The sequence below is a fragment of the Maribacter taeanensis genome (genome assembly GCF_047345145.1).
In the GTDB taxonomy this organism is placed as follows: Bacteria; Bacteroidota; Bacteroidia; order Flavobacteriales; family Flavobacteriaceae; genus Maribacter_C.
The window spans coordinates 129,384-148,777 of the sequence record NZ_JBLFER010000002.1 but is presented as its reverse complement, the minus strand read 5'-3'; the positions used below and the strand labels follow the sequence as shown (position 1 = coordinate 148,777).

Genomic DNA, 19,394 nt, shown 5'->3' with positions numbered 1-19,394 from the left:
ATCATGATGCAACATTTCAAAACCTTGACATCTTATTTAGATTATTTGGGATTACAGCGTCCTGAGCATCCTATGTTGAGTGTATTTACCTCAAAAGGCAATGGATATCTGCCTTGCCACAGAGAAAGTTCTCCACCCATTATAAACGATTGCTATTCCATTAGTTTGAAAAAATTTGTGAAGGGAAATTTAAACTACGGGCGAACAAAATATGATTTTACAAATGGGGCCCTTATTTTCGTTGCCCCAAGACAAGTCCTGCAATGGGATGATAGCGTGGTTTTTGAGCAAAGAGGCTTTTCAATACTCTTTCATGAAGATTTTTTGAAAGGAACAGAATTGGGGCAACAAATTAAGAAATACGGGTTCTTTTCGTACTCTGTTAATGAGGCACTTCATCTTTCTCCTAAAGAAGAAAGACAAATAGAAACACTAGTTGAAAATATTGAAATTGAATATCAGAATAATCAAGATGAGTACAGCAAAGATATTATCATATCTCAGTTAAGCACTCTTTTCAAATATGCCAATCGGTTTTACGAAAGGCAGTTTTTAAACAGAAAAGAGCTTTCGAATGATTTGCTTGAGCAGTTTAACCAGCAATTAGAAGCCCATTTCGGGTCCGAACAATTCCAGAAAAAAGGAATGCCAAGCATAGCAGAAATAGCAAATAAAATGTCGGTGTCACAACGCTATCTGAGCGATACCCTTAAAAAAGAAACGGGAAAAACCACCACGGAACATTTGCAGTTATATCTAGTTGATGAAGCAAAAAATTTATTATTGAACCCTAATAAAACTATTTCTGAAGTAGCTTATGCTTTAGGCTTTGAATATCCTCCTTATTTTTCAAGAGTATTTAAAAAGAAGGAAGGTATTAGTCCAACAGCATACAGAGAAAAATATAAAATGAACTAACTATGGAAATCTCAAAAATCGCAATTGAATGGGCCAAAGCTGAAGTCTTTTCATCCAAATTCTTCATCTTTTTTGCCCTCTTATTCTTTGTGGGCAGCATAGGGTTTTGGCAACTTGGTAAAACGGAAACAGCGAGAGCCTATATTTGGCCAACATTAGTTGCAGGTGTTCTCTTGATGGCGGTTGGTGTTGGCATATTAATTGCCAATACCTCAAGAATAACGAGTTTCGCCAATGATTATGAAAGTGATGCGACTGCTTTTGTAAAATCGGAAATAGTGCGCACTGAAAAATCGATGGGAGAATACAAGACCATTGTTTTTAAAGTCATTCCGGTTATCATAATTGTCGCCGCCTTACTCATTGTTTTTATGGACAAACCGCTATGGCGCGCAATATGTATCACCACTATTGCTATGATGACGGTAATTTTACTGGTAGATAGTAACGCCAATACCCGAATACTATCCTATCATGAACAATTGAAATTGGTGGATAAATAAGAAGGTACTGATTTAATTGAAAAGCTTTAATCCAATTTTGAAGGGTCAACGAAATAATTTCTATTGCACCTTAGGCTTCCGACTCGCCAAATAAACCCCCAATAAAACCAAACACGCAGCAAAAATCTTAACGGTAGTAAGACTGTCTTGACTCGTTGCAACGGCATAGAGTATCCCGATGAGCGGTTGCACATAAATAAACGCGCTAACCGTCGATGCTTTTAGCTGTGTTAAGGCAAAAATGTTGAAAAGATAGGTGCAAAAAGTAGTTCCTAGAATTACGAAAGCAATTTTCCAGATAGCTTCAAAAGGGAGGTTTTGCCAATCTACGGCAATCAATTCTTCATATCCGAAAGGGAGACAGATGAATACCCCTAGAGAAAACAACCATTTCATAAAGGTGAAGGGATGATACTTTTCAATAAGTGTTTTTGCGATAATCAAATAGGTTCCGAAGAAAAGCGCGTTGAGCAACAAATAGAAATTTCCTAAGGGAATATTGGGAGCATCTTGTCGTATTTCATTACCAAACAAGATGAGTCCGAGTGCTCCGGAAAGTCCGACCAAAATGCCGATTATTTTTCGGGAAGTTATTTTTTCCTTGATAAGAAATACGGATAAGACAAGAACGAATAAAGGGGTTAAGGTTACAAGAACAGCGCTATGAATAGGAGTTGTTAAGGCCAACCCCTTTAAAAATGCGAGCATGTTGATGCCCATTCCGAAAATGGCACAAATAAAAAGTCGGCGATAATCTTTTTTATCGATTTTTTCTTTTGGGCCAAAAAAAGAAGCCAGCCAAAATAATACTGAAGCCCCAATTACCCTAAGCATTACCAATCCGTAAGGTTGCACATATTCTGGCATTACTCCTTTGGCAATGGTATGGTTGACACCGTAAATGGAGGTCGCCCCAATCGCAGCTAATATGGCTAGCGTGCGTTTGTTCAAGAGTGAATAGCCGCTTTGGTAGCTTCAACTACCTTTTTACTGTTTCCCACGAAGATTTGATTTTCAAACAAGACTACTGGGCGCTTTAAAAAAGTATAATGTTCTAAAATCAACTTTTTATAATCAGCCTCAGAAAGTTGTTTTTCGTGCCAACCTTGTTGACGAAACAGGCGTGCGCGTTTGCTAAATAGAGCTTCATAGCTTCCGGCCAAAGCTTTCATTTCTTCCACTTGTGCTTCGGTCATGGCTTCCGTTTTGATGTCCTGAAGTTGAAAATTTTCTGGCAATTGGAGTTCTTTGATGATGCGCTGACAAGTGTCGCAGGTACTTAGGTGGTATATTTTCATAGCATTTAATTTTCAATATATTCTGAACTTCCTTTTTCTTCATTTTTATCTAACCACTCCCAATCCAAGATCAGCCTAATTTTACTTTCTTCATTTAAACTGACTTTAGCAGTTGCTTTACCTGCTTTTAATTCATCTTCATCTGTTAGGCATTGATATAATATATGTAGCGTGTCATTTTCTAGTCTGGCGATAATTTTGCCGTATTTAATTCCCCCACCATGATAGTCAGCAGTAACCAAACTTCCTTCTTGTTTGTATTCGAAAATGGTCTTTGAATTTGCACTTCCATTTTCAGAGTTTTCAACAAGAGTAAATGTTTTGTTATCAAAGTTGAATACAGACACTTTAATTCTATTTAAAGTTCCTTACAAAGAAACCCAATTCCATTCAATTGTACTATTTTTAGCATCCGCTTTAGAAAAATCATATTATGAAAAATGTTCTGGAACAGACACTTCAATTAAGAAAAGGTTTTTACCATATTTTGAAAACTACACCTAGGGAAGAGTTATTAAAAATTCCCGCGGGATTTAATAATAACATTTGGTGGAACATTGCACATATTGTTGCGACACAGCAAAGATTGATTTATGGCCTTAGTGGGCTTCAATTTGAAGTTTCAGAAGCGTTTATTGTTAAATTTCAAAAAGGTACTGTGCCTGATGGAACTGCAACTAACGAAGAAATAGAGCTGGTAAAAAAATTGCTTTTTACATCTGTGGAGAAGACCATTGAAGACTATGAAAATGGACTTTTCGAAAACTTCAAAGAATACCCAACAAGTGCAGGGGTGACTTTAACTAACATAGATGACTCAATAGCATTCAATCATTTTCACGAAGGATTACATATGGGTAGCATTTTTGCGCTAAGAAGAGCTATGAAACTATAACTAGGGTTTAAGACTTCGGTTTTTTGGCAAGGTATTTCTTGATTTCCGAATGGGGCAAAACCAATTCAATAGCTCCATCCGAATAGGAGGCAACTTCATAAGGGTTATAGAGTAGCGTTATTCCTTTTTCGGTAAAACCTATATTTTCTGGAAGGTAAAAAGAGCCTTGCTCGAACATAAAACCAGTATGGTTAATTGATTTGCCCTCTGGAATCTTTTCTTTCTTCCGGAACATCTCCTCAGCAAATATTCGAAAATCTTCTGTGCTTTTAAAGAGTTCGTCGTTTTCCAATTCTACGCCTTTTTTCTTGTCGAAATTTAAGAATCGTTTTGAAGTATATCCGTGTGCTCCTCCAGTGAATAAATAGGAATCTAAGATGATAGTAATAAAACTATCATCTTCATAGGATATTGAGCCTTCAATTTTCGCCTCCCACCCAGTGGGCTCATCATCGTATAGCTGTTGTAATTCTAAGTAGCCGCTTTTGAATGATTTTAGAGCATCTTCCATAGAAGATACTTCTACTTCATCATCAAATGAAAGTAAAGAAATCAACTCTTCCTCTAGGGCAGTATTAATAGTTCTTGAAATTTTCGCATTTCCCAAAGCCTTCGGAATAGCAATAGAAATTTCCGGACATTCCGCGCAAGTTTCACTCTTAAAAATATCCTGTTCAAAGGTAAGTCCAGACTCATTCTTACAACCAAAAAACAGAAGAAATACCAATAAATAGTAAAGTGTAGATTTCATTTGAGGGTGTGTAAAAAAAGGGGTATGATTGTATGCTTCCAAAGATAACGATACATTTATAGGTATAATCACATCACATGAGCGAAAAAAAGTTAAAATTTAATAGCAAAACGATTCATGGAGGTCAAAAACCAGATTCGGCCTATGGTGCAGTGATGCCCCCTATTTATCAAACGTCTACATATGCCCAAACTACCCCAGGAGGACATAAAGGCTATGCCTATTCACGAAGTGCAAACCCAACTCGAAAGGCTTTAGAGCAATCCTTGGCAAGCATAGAAAATGGAAACTTTGGAATGGCATTTGCCAGCGGGATGGCGGCTATTGATGCGGTAATAAAATTATTGAATCCTGGGGATGAGGTCTTGTCAACTGACGATTTGTACGGAGGAAGCTACCGTTTGTTCAAACAGATTTTTGAGCGCCTCGGTATTACATTTCGGTTTATAGGGATGCAAAATGCGGATAGTATTGAAGCACATATTACTGAAAATACCAAGTTGATTTGGGTAGAGACCCCAACGAACCCGATGATGAATATTTTGGATATCAAAGCAATTTCTCAGTTAGCAAAAAAGCATGAAGTTTTAGTGGCGGTTGACAATACATTTGCAACACCCTATTTGCAATTGCCATTAGATTTAGGGGCTGATATTGTAATGCATTCCGCAACAAAATACTTAGGCGGGCATAGTGATGTAGTGGTGGGAGCTTTGGTAGTAAATGATATAGAACTAGCCGATAAATTATACTTTATTCAAAATGCGAGTGGCGCGGTTTGTGGACCGATGGACAGCTTTCTAACGCTTCGTGGAATTAAAACACTCCATGTACGTATGCAACGTCATTGTGAAAACGGAAGGGCCATTGCGGAATATTTGGCAAAGCATCCGAAAATCGAGAAAGTGTATTGGCCGGGTTTTGAAGACCACCCGAACCATGAAATTGCTAAAAATCAAATGAAAGATTTTGGGGGAATGATTTCCTTTATCCCAAAGGGAAGCGGTTATGAAGATGCTATAAAGATTGTTGAAAAACTTCAACTATTTACACTTGCAGAATCACTAGGAGGAGTTGAAAGTTTAGCCGGTCACCCTGCAAGTATGACACACGGAAGCATTCCAAATGAAGAAAGAGAGAAAAGCGGTGTAGTTGATGCTTTGATTCGTTTAAGCGTAGGGATAGAAGATGAAGTTGATTTAATTGCAGATTTAGAACAGGCTATCGAATAAATAATTTATCAAATTTTTAAAAAAATAGGGCTGAAATTATAATAATAGCATAATTTTGCCGCTATATTCTAAATTCAATAAAAAACAACGTATTACCAAAGAATTTATGGACGCAAAAATGCAAAAAAAGATTGATGGATTTATGGATGAGGTCAGAACTAGAAATGGCCATGAACCAGAATTCATTCAAGCAGTACAAGAGGTAGCGGAAACCGTTATTCCGTACATTGCCCGAAAGAAAATATACAGCGGTAAAAATATTTTACTTCGTATGGTCGAGCCAGAAAGATTGATTTCTTTTAGAGTGTCTTGGGTTGACGATAAAGGAGAAATACATGTGAACCGCGGATACAGAATTCAAATGAATTCTGCCATTGGACCTTACAAAGGAGGTTTACGTTTTCACCCTTCAGTAAATGCAAGTATTTTGAAGTTCTTAGCCTTTGAGCAGGTTTTCAAAAACAGTTTAACTACACTACCAATGGGTGGTGGAAAAGGAGGTTCTGATTTTGACCCTAAAGGGAAATCTGATGATGAAGTAATGCGTTTTTGTCATGCATTCATGTCTGAATTGAATCGTCATATTGGTCCGAATACAGATGTCCCTGCGGGAGATATCGGCGTAGGTGCCAGAGAAATCGGTTTCCTTTTCGGAATGTATAAGAAAATCAGAAACGAATTCACGGGAGTGCTAACAGGAAAAGGTCGCTCATGGGGTGGTTCTTTAATCCGCCCAGAAGCTACTGGTTATGGTACGGTTTACTTTGCACAAAGTATGTTACAAACCAGAGACATGAGTTTTGACAGAAAGAACGTCGTCATTTCCGGTTCAGGTAATGTAGCGCAATTTGCTGCAGAAAAAGCATTGCAATTGGGCGCCAAGGTTTTGACCCTTTCTGATTCTCAAGGTTATGTTGTTGATAGTGAAGGTATCGACGCCAAGAAATTAGCTTATGTGATGGACTTAAAGAACAACAAAAGAGGTCGTATTTCTGAATACGCAAAGAAATATAAGTCCGCCAAATTCGTGAAAGGAAAAACACCATGGGAGGTAAAATGCGATATCGCATTGCCATGTGCTACCCAAAATGAATTAAGTGGGGCAGACGCCAAAAAGTTGTTGAAAAACAAATGTGTCTGTGTTGCAGAAGGTGCAAATATGCCTTCAACCCCTGAAGCGATTCATGAGTTTGAAAAAGCAAAAATATTGTTTGCGCCTGGTAAGGCTTCAAATGCTGGTGGTGTGGCAACATCTGGTTTAGAAATGTCTCAAAACTCGCTACGTATCAGTTGGACGCGTGAAGAAGTTGACCAGAAATTGAAAGATATTATGGAAGACATTCACGACTCTTGTATTGAATATGGTAAAGAGAAAGGTGGTTATTGCAACTATGTCAAAGGAGCAAATATTGCTGGTTTTGTAAAAGTTGCTGATGCAATGTTGGCGCAAGGCGTTATTTAAGGTACGAAGTTAAAAGTACAAAATACAAAGTATTAGAGTGCGAAAGTTTCTTATGAAACATTTCGCACTTTTTTATTTAAACCTCGAACCTTGTATTTCGTACTTCGTATTTATAAAAGTTATCTTTGCCAAAAACCCAACTACCCGAATGCAGGTCACTACAAAAGCCATCGTTCTTACGTCTTTGAAGTATGGAGATACAAGCCTAATCACTCGGGCTTTTACGGCTTCTGATGGCTTGAAATCATATCTCTTAAAAGGCGTTTTAGCATCAAAAAAAGGAAAACTCAAAACTGCCTATTTTCAACCTTTAACCCAGTTGGAAATTGTTGCTAATCACAAAAACAAAGGGAATTTAGAAAGTATTCGAGAAGCAAAGGTGAATTACCATTACCAAACCTTACATACCGATATTGCCAAAAGTGCTATGACGCAATTTTTGGCAGAAATGCTGAGTAATAGTATACATGAAGAAGAAGGTAATCAAGGCCTATTTGATTTCTTAGAGGCCTCATTTCAATGGCTTGATACACATAATGAAATCGCCAACTTCCATTTAGGGTTTTTGTTAAATCTGACACGATATTTGGGTTTTTATCCAGACACAAATGCCATAAACTCAATTCATTTTGACCTCTTAGAAGGTGAGTTTACTGACACCCCCTCGTTGAACCCAATTTTAACAGGAGAGAATCTTAATTTTTTTAAAACCGTTTTGGGCACAAATTTTGATGCCATACATACCATCAAAATGACGAAAACAAACCGACAAGAACTACTGAAATCTCTTGTGCTCTATTTTGAATTGCACTTACAGGGCTTTCGAAAACCCAAGTCTCTTGCCATTTTAAATGAAGTGTTTAGCTAACATGACTATGATGACGAGGATATTTTTCGCGCTCTTTCTTTTGGGTCTACAGCTAATTTCTGCTCAAGAAATTACTGTGCTTGACCTTGAAACGCGTGAGCCTATTGTCAATGTTGCGGTTTATAATTTAGATAAATCGAAAACTGCAGTTTCTGATTTTGATGGCAAATGTGATGTATCCATTTTTGACCGAAATGAACGGATTACCTTTCAACATATCAGTTATGAAATCCGTAAGTCGACAAAAAATCAAATTCAACGGCAAAAGAATAGGATATATCTTTCATTAAATGCTGAACAATTAGATGAAGTAGTCATGTCAGTTTCCAAATGGGAGCAGCAGAAAAAAGATATTCCCAATAAAATTGCTTCTATTGACGCTCGAGAAATAGCTTTTACAAATCCTCAGACTTCGGCAGATTTGCTTCAGAATAGTGGAAAGGTATTTGTTCAAAAGAGTCAACTTGGTGGTGGAAGCCCAATGATAAGGGGGTTTGCTACAAATCGTCTTTTGCTTACCGTTGACGGAATTCGAATGAATAATGCAATTTTTAGAGGCGGGAATATTCAAAATATAATATCAATTGACCCATATAATATTAAGAATACAGAAGTGATTTTCGGACCAGGCTCTGTGATTTATGGAAGCGATGCCATTGGAGGGGTTATGAATTTTTATACCAAAAAGGCGGAGTTTGCTACTTCAGATAGTCTTACTTTTTCAGGAAATGCAAACTATAGATTTGCCTCTGCAAATACTGAAAACACCTTGCACTTTGATTTTAATATTGGTAAGAAAAAGTGGGCATTTTTGACAAGCGCATCCTATAATGATTTTGGTGATTTGACAATGGGAACGCATGGACCTGAGTCCTATCTGAGAAATAATTATGTTATTCGAAGAAATGGCCAAGATGAATTGGCGACAAATGACAATCCTAGAAAGCAAATTTCCACAGGATACAATCAAATTAATTTACTTCAGAAAATAGCATATAAGCCCAATAATAATTGGAGCTACGATTTAGGTCTACATTATTCGGAAACCTCAGATTATTCACGATATGATCGATTGATACGTCCAAACGCGGATAATACAGGACTGCTTTCAGGGGAGTGGTTTTACGGTCCGCAGAAATGGTTTATGAGTAATTTGCAAATAAACAAGACAGGTAAAGGATTATTCTATGATGGGTTGAAAATCACAACTGCCTATCAAAGATTTGAGGAAAGTAGAAATGATAGAGATTTTCAAGATATTATTCGCAATAGAACAAAAGAAAAAGTTGATGCAATTTCAGCCAATATAGATTTTGAAAATAAACGTATTGGCGATTTGCAATTATACTATGGCACAGAGTATATTTTCAATAAAGTAGGCTCAAAAGGTAGCCATCAAAATATTGCAACTAATATAATTTCAAACGCAGCTTCTAGGTATCCTGATGGGGCTACCTGGCAGACTATTGCGGGCTACGTAAAGGCCGAATACAAAGCGAAACCAAATTTTACGCTGCTATCAGGACTTCGATATAGTCATGTTTGGATCGATGCCGTTTTTGATAAAACGTTTTATCCGTTTCCGTTTGATGATGCCAAATTAGACAACGGCGCTCTTACAGGAAGCATTGGCTTGAGTTGGTTTCCTAAAGCAGATTTGCAAATCACATGGAATGGCTCTACCGGATTTCGTTCTCCAAATATTGATGATGTTGGTAAAGTTTTTGATTCCGAGCCGGGATCTGTGGTGGTTCCTAATCCTGATTTGGAACCTGAATATGCCTATAATACTGAGTTGGGTGTTCAAAAGAACTTTGCCGACAAAGTGGTCTTGAAAGGTGCGGCCTTTTATTCGTATTTAGTAGACGCATTAGTACGAAGAGATTTTCAGTTCAATGGTCAGTCACAAATTGAATACAATGGAGAACTAAGCAATGTTCAAGCCATACAAAATGCGGCAAAAGCCTATGTTTATGGATTTGAACTGGGTCTTGAAGCTTTTCTGACAGATAACCTGTCAATTACTTCTAATTTAACTATCACTGAAGGAATAGAGGAGGAAGCGGATGGAACAGATTCTCCTGGGAGACACGTTGCTCCAACTTTTGGGGACTTTCATTTCGTTTGGAAAAATCAAAAACTTCGAGCAGATCTTTTTCTGAACTACAATGGAGAGATAGCTTTCAAAAATCTTGCGCTCTCTGAACGAAATAAGGCATATATCTATGCAATTGATACAGATGGCAATCCATATGCTCCGTCATGGTATACTCTTAATTTACGTTCACAGTATACTATTTCTAATACTTTAAAAGCAACCTTCAGCCTCGAAAATATTACCAATCAACGATATCGTTCTTATTCTTCTGGTATTGCAGCACCCGGAACAAATTTAATTCTAGGTCTGGGTTTTCGATTTTAAGTAGAAATCGACACAAAAAAACCCCGATGTTTCCATCAGGGTTATAATTTTCAAAAGTAGAATATTAGTTCTTCACTTTATCTTTTACTTCCTTTGCAGCATCTTTTGCTTTATCAACAGCATCGCCAGCAGCGGCCTTAACATCTCCTGCAGCATCTTTTGCTTTATCCATCGCATCACCAGCAGCATCTTTTACATCTCCTGCAGCGTCTTTTGCTTTGTCCATAGCATCAGAACCAGCTTCTTTTGCAGAATCAACTGCATCTCCGGCTTTGTCCATTGCATCTTCGCCCATTTCAGCAGCAGCATCTACAGCGTCACCTGCTTTATCCATCGCATCACCTGCAGCATCGCCTGCTTCTTCAGCAGCGTCAGCGGCAGCCTCAGTAGCTTCTTTTGCTTTATCAGCAGCTTCTCTACAAGATACAAACGACACACAAAGTGCAAGTACCATAATTGAACTTAAAATTACTTTTTTCATGTTTTTTAGTTTTAGTGTTTTGTTTCTAATTGCAAAGATATACGTATGCTTTCGGTATTTAGATGCAATTTGTTAACATTTCAAGGGAAGTAGTCAACAAATACATTGATTTTAAGGACTTTTCGCAGAATATTATCTTTCTACATTTCTTAGGGTTTAGTGTTTCTGATGCCAATTATATGAACCAAAATCGCTAATTTTGCAGCCTTAAAACGCAGTATCAGAAGCATTTCTTATGAAGTTCGCAGAATATAAAGGACTGGATTTACCTAAAGTAGCGGAAGAGATTCTTGCCTATTGGAAGGAAAACCAAATTTTTGAAAAAAGTGTTTCCACTCGTGAAGCCAAACCGAGCTACGTCTTTTACGAAGGACCACCATCTGCAAACGGAATGCCGGGTATTCACCATGTCATGGCACGTACCATAAAAGATATTTTTCCGAGGTACAAAACCATGAAAGGCTTTCAAGTAAAACGAAAAGCAGGTTGGGATACACACGGACTCCCAATCGAGCTAGGTGTTGAGAAAGAACTTGGGATTACCAAAGAAGATATTGGCAAGAAAATTTCTGTAGAAGAATACAATGCAGCCTGTAAAAAAGCGGTGATGCGCTATACCGACGTTTGGAATAGAATGACCGAACAGGTGGGCTATTGGGTAGATATGGACGACCCGTACATCACGTATAAGTCCAAATACATGGAAACCGTTTGGTGGTTGTTGAAGCAGATTTATGATAAGGGATTAATTTATAAGGGATATACCATTCAACCCTATTCACCAAAAGCAGGAACTGGACTAAGTTCACACGAATTGAATCAGCCCGGAACTTATCAAGATGTAACGGATACTACCGTAACTGCACAGTTCAAAGCCATTGAAAGCACGTTACCTGATTTTTTACAGAATGAAGGCGATGTTTATTTCTTAGCATGGACGACTACACCTTGGACGCTTCCGTCGAATACTGCTTTGACCGTTGGACCAAAAATTGATTACGTTCTAGTAGAAACGTATAACCAGTATACCTTCAAACCTATGAACGTTGTTTTGGCCAAAAATTTAGTGGCAAAACAGTTTGCAGGTAAGTATTCTGAAGTAGAGGGTAAACCTGAATTATTAGAATATAAATCAGGAGACAAAAAGATTCCTTTTTATGTGGTGAAGGAATTTGTAGGCAAGGATTTGGTCGGAATCAAATACGAACAATTAATTGACTACGCGAAACCCTATCAAAATCCTGAGAATGCTTTTCGTGTAATTTCAGGAGATTTTGTAACCACTGAAGACGGTACTGGTATCGTTCATACGGCGCCAACTTTTGGGGCGGATGATGCCTTGGTGGCGAAGCAAGCCGAGCCTGAAGTTCCGCCTTTATTGGTTTTGGATGAAAATAAGAATCCGGTGCCTTTGGTAGACCTGCAAGGAAAGTTCAGACCTGAATTGAAAGAATGGGGTGGCAAGTATGTCAAGAATGAATATTATGATGATGGTGAAGCTCCAGAGCGTTCGATTGATGTAGAAATAGCCATTACGCTCAAAGAAGAAAATAAAGCTTTTAAGGTTGAGAAATACGTACACAGTTATCCAAATTGCTGGCGTACCGATAAACCTATTTTATATTACCCTTTGGATTCTTGGTTCATCAAGATTTCTGATGTGAAAGACAAGATGTTTGCTTTAAACCAAACTATCAACTGGAAGCCTAAATCAACGGGTGAAGGTCGTTTCGGCAATTGGTTGGCAAATGCGAATGACTGGAATTTATCCCGTTCACGCTACTGGGGTATTCCACTTCCTATCTGGAGAACAGAAGATGGTACGGAGGAAATGATGATTGGTTCTGTGGCTGAATTGAAGTCCGAAATGACAAAAGCTTTAGAAGCAGGCGTCTTAGAAAAAGACATTTTTGAAGATTTTGTGGTCGACGATATGTCCGAAGAGAATTATGACAAAATCGATTTACACAAAAATATAGTAGACCAAATTACATTGGTTTCTCCTTCAGGAAAACCCATGAAACGTGAAAGTGATTTGATCGATGTATGGTTTGATAGTGGTTCAATGCCTTATGCGCAGTGGCACTATCCGTTTGAGAATCAAGATTTAATTGATAAAGGGGAGACTTTCCCAGCAGATTTTATTGCTGAGGGAGTTGACCAAACCAGAGGTTGGTTTTATACTTTGCATGCAATCGGAACTATGGTTTTTGATTCCGTGGCCTATAAAAATGTAGTGTCAAACGGTTTAGTTTTAGACAAAGAGGGCAAAAAAATGTCCAAACGTTTGGGCAATGCAGCTGACCCTTTTGAAACAATGGATGCTCATGGAGCTGATGCCACACGTTGGTATATGATTTCAAATGCAAACCCTTGGGATAACTTGAAATTTGATATCGATGGAATTGTTGAGGTAAAGCGAAAGTTCTTCGGAACACTCTACAATACCTATTCCTTCTTTTCACTCTATGCAAATATTGATGAGTTCAAATATGCGGAAGTAGATGTTCCTTTAAATGAGCGCCCCGAAATTGACCGATGGATTCTCTCAGAATTACATACACTTATCAAAAAAGTAGATGAGGCTTATGCGGATTACGAACCTACTAGGGCAACAAGGGCAATTTCAGAGTTCGTTCAGGAAAATCTTAGTAATTGGTATGTACGTTTGTGCAGAAGACGTTTTTGGAAAGGGGATTACCAACAGGATAAAATATCGGCATACCAAACCTTGTACACTTGTCTGGAAACTGTGGCAAAACTTTCTGCGCCAGTAGCCCCATTTTTTATGGATCGGTTATACAAAGATTTAACAAATACTACAGAAAAAGAAACCTTTGAAAGTGTACATTTGGCGGATTTTCCGATGTATAATACCGCTATGGTCGATGCTGAATTGGAAGGAAAGATGCAGAAGGCTCAGACGATTTCTTCTTTGGTATTATCAATCCGCCAGAAAGAAAAAATCAAAGTTCGACAGCCATTGCAAAAGATTATGATTCCGGTTTCAGATGATGAACAGCGAAATGCTATAGAAGCGGTAGCTGATTTGATTAAGTCTGAGGTAAACGTAAAAGAAATTGAACTATTAGATGACGCTTCAGGAATTTTAGTAAAGCAGATAAAGCCAAATTTCAAGGTTTTAGGTCCGAAATATGGTAAGGAAATGAAGCAAATTGCGGCTGAAGTTGCGAAGTTTGATCAGGAAGACATCCAGAAAATCGAACAGGAGGGCGAAATATCCATCCATATAGAAAATAATAGTATTAATTTACAGTTACAAGATGTAGAGATCAGCTCTCAAGACATCGAAGGATGGCTGGTTGCTTCTTCAGGAACGCTTACGGTTGCGTTAGATGTTACCATCAATGAAGCCCTAAGAAAAGAAGGTGTCGCCAGAGAATTGGTCAATCGAATTCAGAATATGAGAAAAGACTCTGGTTTCGAAGTAACCGATAAAATTGACATTAAAATATTAAAAGACGGATTTGTAGAACAAGCGGTTTCTGATAATTTGAATTATATTAAAACCGAAACGCTCACCGCAGAACTGAATTTTGAAGAAAAACTAGATATAGGCACGGAGATTGCCTTTGATGAAGTGAACACGAAACTATTTATTACAAAACACTAGAAAAATGGCACAAGATTTAAAAGTTAGATATGCCGACAAAGATTTGGCTGAGTTTAAAGAGCTCATTGAAGAAAAAATAGAAAAGGCGAAAAGTCATTTAGAGCTTTTGAAGAGCGCATATATGAATGATGGAAACAATGGTACTGATGATACCTCACCAACATTTAAAGCTTTCGAAGAAGGTTCTCAAACGATGAGTAAAGAGGCGAATACCCAATTGGCTATTCGTCAAGAGAAATTTATTCGTGACCTTAAAAATGCCTTATTGCGCATTGAAAACAAAACCTATGGAATTTGCCGTGTAACCGGAAAGCTAATTAATAAAGAGCGTTTGAAGCTTGTTCCTCATGCTACTTTGAGTATTGAGGCAAAGAACATGCAGAAATAGACTATTGATTTATATTTTATTAGCCCACAAGACTTTAAGACCTTGTGGGCTTTTTGTTTATAGTTAAAAAAGAAAAATCAATATTCAAAAAACCAAGTCAACCAGTAAGCAGAACAGACAAGGGGCTCATATTTTTCTTTGGTCTTATTTTTGTTTTGCTGATAGGGAAACATTACTTCGCAAATTTGAGCGGTAGTCCGAAAGAAAAAGCAACCTTACTGAAGTGGTATTATTTTGGACTAGTGTTTTGGCTTTGTGTTATTTTAGGGATTACCTATTTGGAAGGAGACCTTATGTAGCTAATAAGAGTATAAAACCATGAGAATTCTATTTGTACTTTTCTTGACTTTAAATTTTCTTACCGCCCAGAAAGTGGTAAAAAAATCGATTGTAGATAGTACTGTTTCTTCAATTCAAATAGACGTTTCTAACTGTTTTGAAGTACAGGTTGAAACGAGCGATACTGAGGCAATAGAGGTAGAGGCTAATATTGAAGGAGAATATCGAAAAGACCTTGTTCTAAATGTTAATGAAGAAGGCACAACGGTTTTGATAAGTGCAGGTTTTCAACCGAATTTTGAAAACCCAAATGACAAACTTAGTGCTCATAAAGTAGTGTCAATCGCCTTGAAAATTAAACTGCCTGAGGAGAAGAGTGTTAGGGTTTTTGGAACAAACTGTAATGTGCGTGCAACCGGACTTTACGAAAAGCTAAAAGTGACTTTAAATGATGGTGTTAGTCGCTTACATAAGGTCAATGGTCTAGCCGAAATAATTTCTCAAAGCGGTGATATTATTGTAGAAAGCATTTCAGCGGAAATACATCCCTATAGCAAATATGGAAAGGTAGATGAAAATGAAATACCTATGGGAGATAATAAGTACCTGATTAATACCGTTACAGGAGACATCCACTTAAAGAGAATCGAATAATATGTCTATTTTTGCCACATATATAACTACGGAATGAATTTAAAGAAGTCGCTGCTGCTGATTGCGGTTATATTAATTATAGACCAGATTAGTAAAATCTACATAAAAACCCATTTTGAATTGGGACAATCTACGGAGGTCTTTAATTGGTTTAAGATTCATTTTATTGAAAATTCAGGTGCTGCCTGGGGAGCTAAATTGAGCGATTTTTTACCAATTTCGGAATCAGCTGGCAAGTTAGTTTTAACAGTTTTTCGATTATTTGCTGTCGCCGGAATTGGATACTGGTTATTTGATACCATAAGAAAAAAATCACCTAAAGTACTTATTCTAGCAGTCTCATTGATTTTCGCTGGAGCTTTAGGAAACATCATAGATTCCGTTTTTTACGGACTTATTTTTGATCATAGTGAACGTCAAGTAGCCACTCTATTTTCAGATGAACCTTATGGTGGTGTTTTTTACGGAAAAGTAGTTGATATGCTTTATTTTCCTATGGTTGATACGGTATGGCCCGAATGGGTGCCTTATTTTGGGGGGAAAGGTTTTCGCTTTTTTGAACCAGTTTTTAACGTGGCCGATACGGCGATCAGCACTGGTGTTGGAGTATTGTTAGTATTTAACAAAAAAGCTTTCCCTAAGAATGAAGAAGATACCTCAACCGGAGAGTCGGTTGTAGATGAAATAGCAGATCAGATTCTAGAGAACGAATAGATTTCTTCAGGAGTTACGCAATGGTCTAGGGGGATGTCATTTTCACTTACATCGGTGATTTTATCTTCAACCGTAAATAGCGATAATCCAATCTTTATAACATCTTTTCTGCAATTCGATAAAAAGACGTCGTAGAATCCTTTTCCATAACCTACTCTATTTCCGGTTTTGTCAAATGCCAAAAGAGGAACAAAAACTACATCAATTTTTTCAATAGGAACTTCGATGCCATCTAATGGTTCTGGAACCCCCCAAGAATTTACCATCAACTTTGTATTGTCGGTAAGTAAAATATGTTTTAAACTTCGCTCAGCTTTTACTTTAGGGAGGACGATGTTTTTGTCTTTCCCTTGCAGAATGGACAGAATAAAAGAAGTGTCTACTTCATTTTTGGAAGTAATAGGGAGAAATATATGGTAATAATCGAAATGCCAGATATCGAGTGCCAGAAGTTTATTAGCGATTGATAAGCTAGAATTTAAAAGTGAATGTGGGGAAACATCTTTTCGTAATGCAGTATACTGAAGTCTTAAATCTTTTTTTAACATCTAAAGATTAGTTGACACCATTCGATTTGTTGAGGCTAAGCCTTAATCTTTGATTGCAACGGCATAATAAACCTTGCAAAAAAGCATTAATATTAAGTATGTGCCAATAGTGATGAGGTACTTGTCCATGTTGGTTGATTTTGATGGCTAAATATATACAAAAAAAAACTATTAAGTGTACTTTTTAATCGATGAACTGCACGTTTTGTATCAAATTTTAACATTTGAGTAAGATTGAATTATAGGTAAATACAATCAAATATTGATTTAAATAATTGATAAACAGAAAGTTATAGTTTAAACTTTTAATTATTAAAATGTAGACTATTTTTTAGCCATTAGGCGGTTTTTTGAAATCGCTTAGAAATCGAAAAAATGGGGTCTACGAGAGAGCCTCTTTTGCTCTAAAGAATTTGATTTTTATCATTTGATGATACCTTCTTTAACTACGTTAAATTAATTTAAAATCGAATGAGGTTTTACAAAAACATGGTAATTTAACGCTTCCTACCAAACAATGATGAACCGATAACATCTTATGTCTAAGATAACAATTGAAATACAGCTGCAAACGCTTCCCAATAATCCTGGGGTGTATCAGTTCTATGATTCAACGGATAAAATTTTATATGTTGGGAAGGCAAAAAATTTAAAGAAACGTGTATCCTCTTATTTTACTAAAAACCATGAATACGGGAAAACCCGTGTTATGGTTAAGAAAATAGTTCGAATTGAACATATCGTTGTGCCAACAGAATCAGATGCACTTTTATTAGAAAACAATCTGATAAAAAAATATCGCCCCAGATACAATGTGCTTTTAAAGGATGATAAAACCTACCCTTGGATTTGTATTAAAAATGAACGCTTTCCAAGGATATTCCCAACTAGAAAATTGATAAAAGATGGGTCTGAATATTTTGGTCCTTATACTAGTATGAAGACGGTTCGAACATTATTAGACCTTATTAAAAGTGTTTATCCTTTAAGAACATGCAACTATGATTTATCCGAAGAAAAAATAAAAGCTGGTAAATACAAAGTCTGTCTAGAATACCATTTAGGCAATTGTAAAGGACCATGCATTGGAGAACAAACGGCTGAAGAATATGAGCGTCAGATTTCAGATATACGAGGTATAATAAAAGGAAACTTCAAATCATCGCTACATTATTTTAAAGGTCAGATGAAGGCGCTTGCTGCTGAAATGAAATTTGAAGAAGCGCAGCAGATTAAGGATAAGATTGAGGTGCTAGAGAGCTACCAAGTTAGAAGTACTATAGTAAATCCTAAAATAAATAATGTGGATGTCTTTTCTATTATTTCAGATGAGGCCTTTGCATATGTAAACTTTTTGCAGCTTTCTCATGGCTCCATTGTGGGATCACATACCGTAGAGATTAAAAAGAAACTAGAAGAAAGAGATGAAGATTTGTTGCAACTTGCCATAGTTGAGATTCGTGATCGCTTTAAATCTGAGTCCAAAGAAATTTATCTCCCGTTTGAAGTAATCGTTGAGCCGCATTTAAAAGTAACAGTTCCGCAGTTAGGAGATAAAAAGAAGATCCTTGATCTTTCAAAGCGTAATGCTAAGTTTTTTAGACAAGAGCGCTTTAAGCAAATTATGATTACCGATCCTGATCGACATACGAAACGCATTATGGCTCAGATGAAGATTGATATTCGGTTATCAGAAGAACCTCGTCACATTGAATGTTTTGATAATAGTAATATTCAAGGAAGCAACCCTGTAGCTGCTTGTGTTGTATTTAAAGACGGAAAACCATCTAAAAAAGAGTACCGACATTACAATATTAAAACAGTAGATGGGCCAGACGATTTTGCATCGATGGAAGAAGTAGTATATCGGCGATACAAAAGATTATTGACTGAGGAGCAACCCTTACCACAATTAATTGTCATTGATGGAGGAAAGGGACAGCTTTCTTCTGCCTTGAAAAGTTTAGATGTTTTAGGATTGAGAGGAAAGATTGCTATTATTGGAATTGCAAAGCGTTTGGAGGAAATTTATTTTCCTGAAGATCCGATTCCATTGTACCTAGATAAAAAATCGGAATCCCTCAAAATCATTCAACAACTTCGTAATGAAGCGCATCGGTTCGGAATTAATTTTCATAGAAACAAAAGAAGTAAGGCAGCTATTAATTCAGAATTAGAAGGTATTGAAGGGATTGGTGAAAAGACTGCGGAAGACTTGTTAAAAGCTTTTAGATCTGTAAAACGAATTAAAGAAGCATCGCTTGAAAATCTCGCTGAAACCGTTGGAATGGCAAAAGCAAAAAAGATATTTGAAACATTTCACTAAAAAGAACGTCGTATAGAAAGC

At 37.1% G+C, this 19,394-nt stretch carries 18 protein-coding genes; 12 read left to right on the top strand and 6 right to left on the bottom strand.

Features of this window, described 5'->3' with window-relative positions:
• The first annotated feature begins 3 nt into the window (after positions 1-3).
• Both ACKWCD_RS06495 and ACKWCD_RS06490 read left to right on the top strand, forming a co-directional pair.
• A complete protein-coding gene (locus ACKWCD_RS06495) occupies positions 4-918 on the top strand; it encodes a helix-turn-helix domain-containing protein (RefSeq protein ID WP_413983134.1) in 915 nt (304 codons plus the stop codon).
• 2 nt (positions 919-920) lie between these two features.
• Positions 921-1,421, top strand: a complete 501-nt coding sequence (locus ACKWCD_RS06490; RefSeq protein WP_413983133.1) for a hypothetical protein — start codon at positions 921-923, stop codon at positions 1,419-1,421.
• Positions 1,422-1,481: 60 nt separating this feature from the next.
• On the opposite strand, the gene ACKWCD_RS06485 is transcribed toward ACKWCD_RS06490, so the two are convergent.
• From ACKWCD_RS06485 to ACKWCD_RS06475, 3 genes are read right to left on the bottom strand one after another with little or no spacing between them, the layout of a single operon-like run.
• Positions 1,482-2,372 carry a DMT family transporter gene (locus ACKWCD_RS06485; protein ID WP_413983132.1) on the bottom strand — a complete coding sequence of 297 codons (891 nt, stop codon included), beginning with the start codon at positions 2,370-2,372 and terminating at the stop codon, positions 1,482-1,484.
• Positions 2,369-2,719 carry an arsenate reductase family protein gene (locus tag ACKWCD_RS06480; protein WP_413983131.1) on the bottom strand — a complete coding sequence of 117 codons (351 nt, stop codon included), beginning with the start codon at positions 2,717-2,719 and terminating at the stop codon, positions 2,369-2,371. Before ACKWCD_RS06480 ends, ACKWCD_RS06485 begins: the two co-directional genes overlap by 4 nt.
• A 5-nt stretch (positions 2,720-2,724) precedes the next feature.
• Entirely contained in the window at positions 2,725-3,066 is a 342-nt protein-coding gene (locus tag ACKWCD_RS06475; protein ID WP_413983130.1) for a hypothetical protein, read from the bottom strand.
• A gap of 86 nt (positions 3,067-3,152) precedes the next feature.
• On the opposite strand from ACKWCD_RS06475, the gene ACKWCD_RS06470 reads away from it, so the two are divergent.
• On the top strand, positions 3,153-3,614 hold the full coding sequence (locus ACKWCD_RS06470) for a DinB family protein (RefSeq protein WP_413983129.1): 462 nt from the start codon (positions 3,153-3,155) through the stop codon (positions 3,612-3,614).
• A gap of 7 nt (positions 3,615-3,621) precedes the next feature.
• On the opposite strand, the gene ACKWCD_RS06465 is transcribed toward ACKWCD_RS06470, so the two are convergent.
• The gene (locus ACKWCD_RS06465; RefSeq protein ID WP_413983128.1) at positions 3,622-4,365 is read right to left on the bottom strand and encodes a DUF3298 and DUF4163 domain-containing protein; all 744 of its coding nucleotides are present in this window, start codon (positions 4,363-4,365) and stop codon (positions 3,622-3,624) included.
• Positions 4,366-4,442: 77 nt separating this feature from the next.
• On the opposite strand from ACKWCD_RS06465, the gene ACKWCD_RS06460 reads away from it, so the two are divergent.
• From ACKWCD_RS06460 to ACKWCD_RS06445, 4 genes are all read left to right on the top strand, one after another.
• Complete coding sequence (locus ACKWCD_RS06460) at positions 4,443-5,597, top strand: cystathionine gamma-synthase (protein ID WP_413983127.1); 1,155 nt, start codon at positions 4,443-4,445, stop codon at positions 5,595-5,597.
• Between the two features lie 118 nt (positions 5,598-5,715).
• A complete protein-coding gene (gene gdhA / locus ACKWCD_RS06455) occupies positions 5,716-7,059 on the top strand; it encodes an NADP-specific glutamate dehydrogenase (protein ID WP_413983126.1) in 1,344 nt (447 codons plus the stop codon).
• A gap of 148 nt (positions 7,060-7,207) precedes the next feature.
• Positions 7,208-7,927, top strand: a complete 720-nt coding sequence (recO, locus tag ACKWCD_RS06450) for a DNA repair protein RecO (protein ID WP_413983125.1) — start codon at positions 7,208-7,210, stop codon at positions 7,925-7,927.
• 7 nt (positions 7,928-7,934) lie between these two features.
• Positions 7,935-10,349 carry a TonB-dependent receptor gene (locus tag ACKWCD_RS06445; RefSeq protein ID WP_413983124.1) on the top strand — a complete coding sequence of 805 codons (2,415 nt, stop codon included), beginning with the start codon at positions 7,935-7,937 and terminating at the stop codon, positions 10,347-10,349.
• 64 nt (positions 10,350-10,413) lie between these two features.
• Here the strand turns inward: ACKWCD_RS06445 and ACKWCD_RS06440 are convergent, their stop codons facing one another.
• Complete coding sequence (locus ACKWCD_RS06440) at positions 10,414-10,830, bottom strand: hypothetical protein (protein ID WP_413983123.1); 417 nt, start codon at positions 10,828-10,830, stop codon at positions 10,414-10,416.
• A gap of 235 nt (positions 10,831-11,065) precedes the next feature.
• Here ACKWCD_RS06440 and ileS point away from each other — a divergent pair, with 235 nt between their 5' ends.
• The 4 genes from ileS (at position 11,066) to ACKWCD_RS06420 (ending at position 16,499) form a co-directional block, all read left to right on the top strand.
• Positions 11,066-14,464, top strand: coding sequence for an isoleucine--tRNA ligase (gene ileS / locus ACKWCD_RS06435; protein WP_413983122.1), 3,399 nt, complete (start codon positions 11,066-11,068; stop codon positions 14,462-14,464).
• A 4-nt stretch (positions 14,465-14,468) separates the two neighbouring features.
• Positions 14,469-14,852: a TraR/DksA family transcriptional regulator gene (locus ACKWCD_RS06430; RefSeq protein ID WP_138657225.1), complete on the top strand. Its 384-nt coding sequence runs from the start codon at positions 14,469-14,471 to the stop codon at positions 14,850-14,852.
• A gap of 318 nt (positions 14,853-15,170) precedes the next feature.
• Complete coding sequence (locus ACKWCD_RS06425; RefSeq protein WP_413983121.1) at positions 15,171-15,785, top strand: hypothetical protein; 615 nt, start codon at positions 15,171-15,173, stop codon at positions 15,783-15,785.
• 33 nt (positions 15,786-15,818) lie between these two features.
• The gene (locus tag ACKWCD_RS06420; protein WP_413983120.1) at positions 15,819-16,499 is read left to right on the top strand and encodes a lipoprotein signal peptidase; all 681 of its coding nucleotides are present in this window, start codon (positions 15,819-15,821) and stop codon (positions 16,497-16,499) included.
• Here the strand turns inward: ACKWCD_RS06420 and ACKWCD_RS06415 are convergent.
• A complete protein-coding gene (locus ACKWCD_RS06415) occupies positions 16,478-17,047 on the bottom strand; it encodes a 5-formyltetrahydrofolate cyclo-ligase (protein ID WP_413983119.1) in 570 nt (189 codons plus the stop codon). The two genes, ACKWCD_RS06420 and ACKWCD_RS06415, sit on opposite strands and share 22 nt — an antisense overlap.
• Before the next feature lie 538 nt (positions 17,048-17,585).
• Between ACKWCD_RS06415 and uvrC the strand changes: the two genes are divergently transcribed.
• Positions 17,586-19,373 (top strand): excinuclease ABC subunit UvrC, encoded by a 1,788-nt coding sequence (gene uvrC, locus ACKWCD_RS06410; RefSeq protein WP_413983118.1) that lies wholly within the window; start codon positions 17,586-17,588, stop codon positions 19,371-19,373.
• The last annotated feature ends 21 nt before the right edge of the window (positions 19,374-19,394 follow it).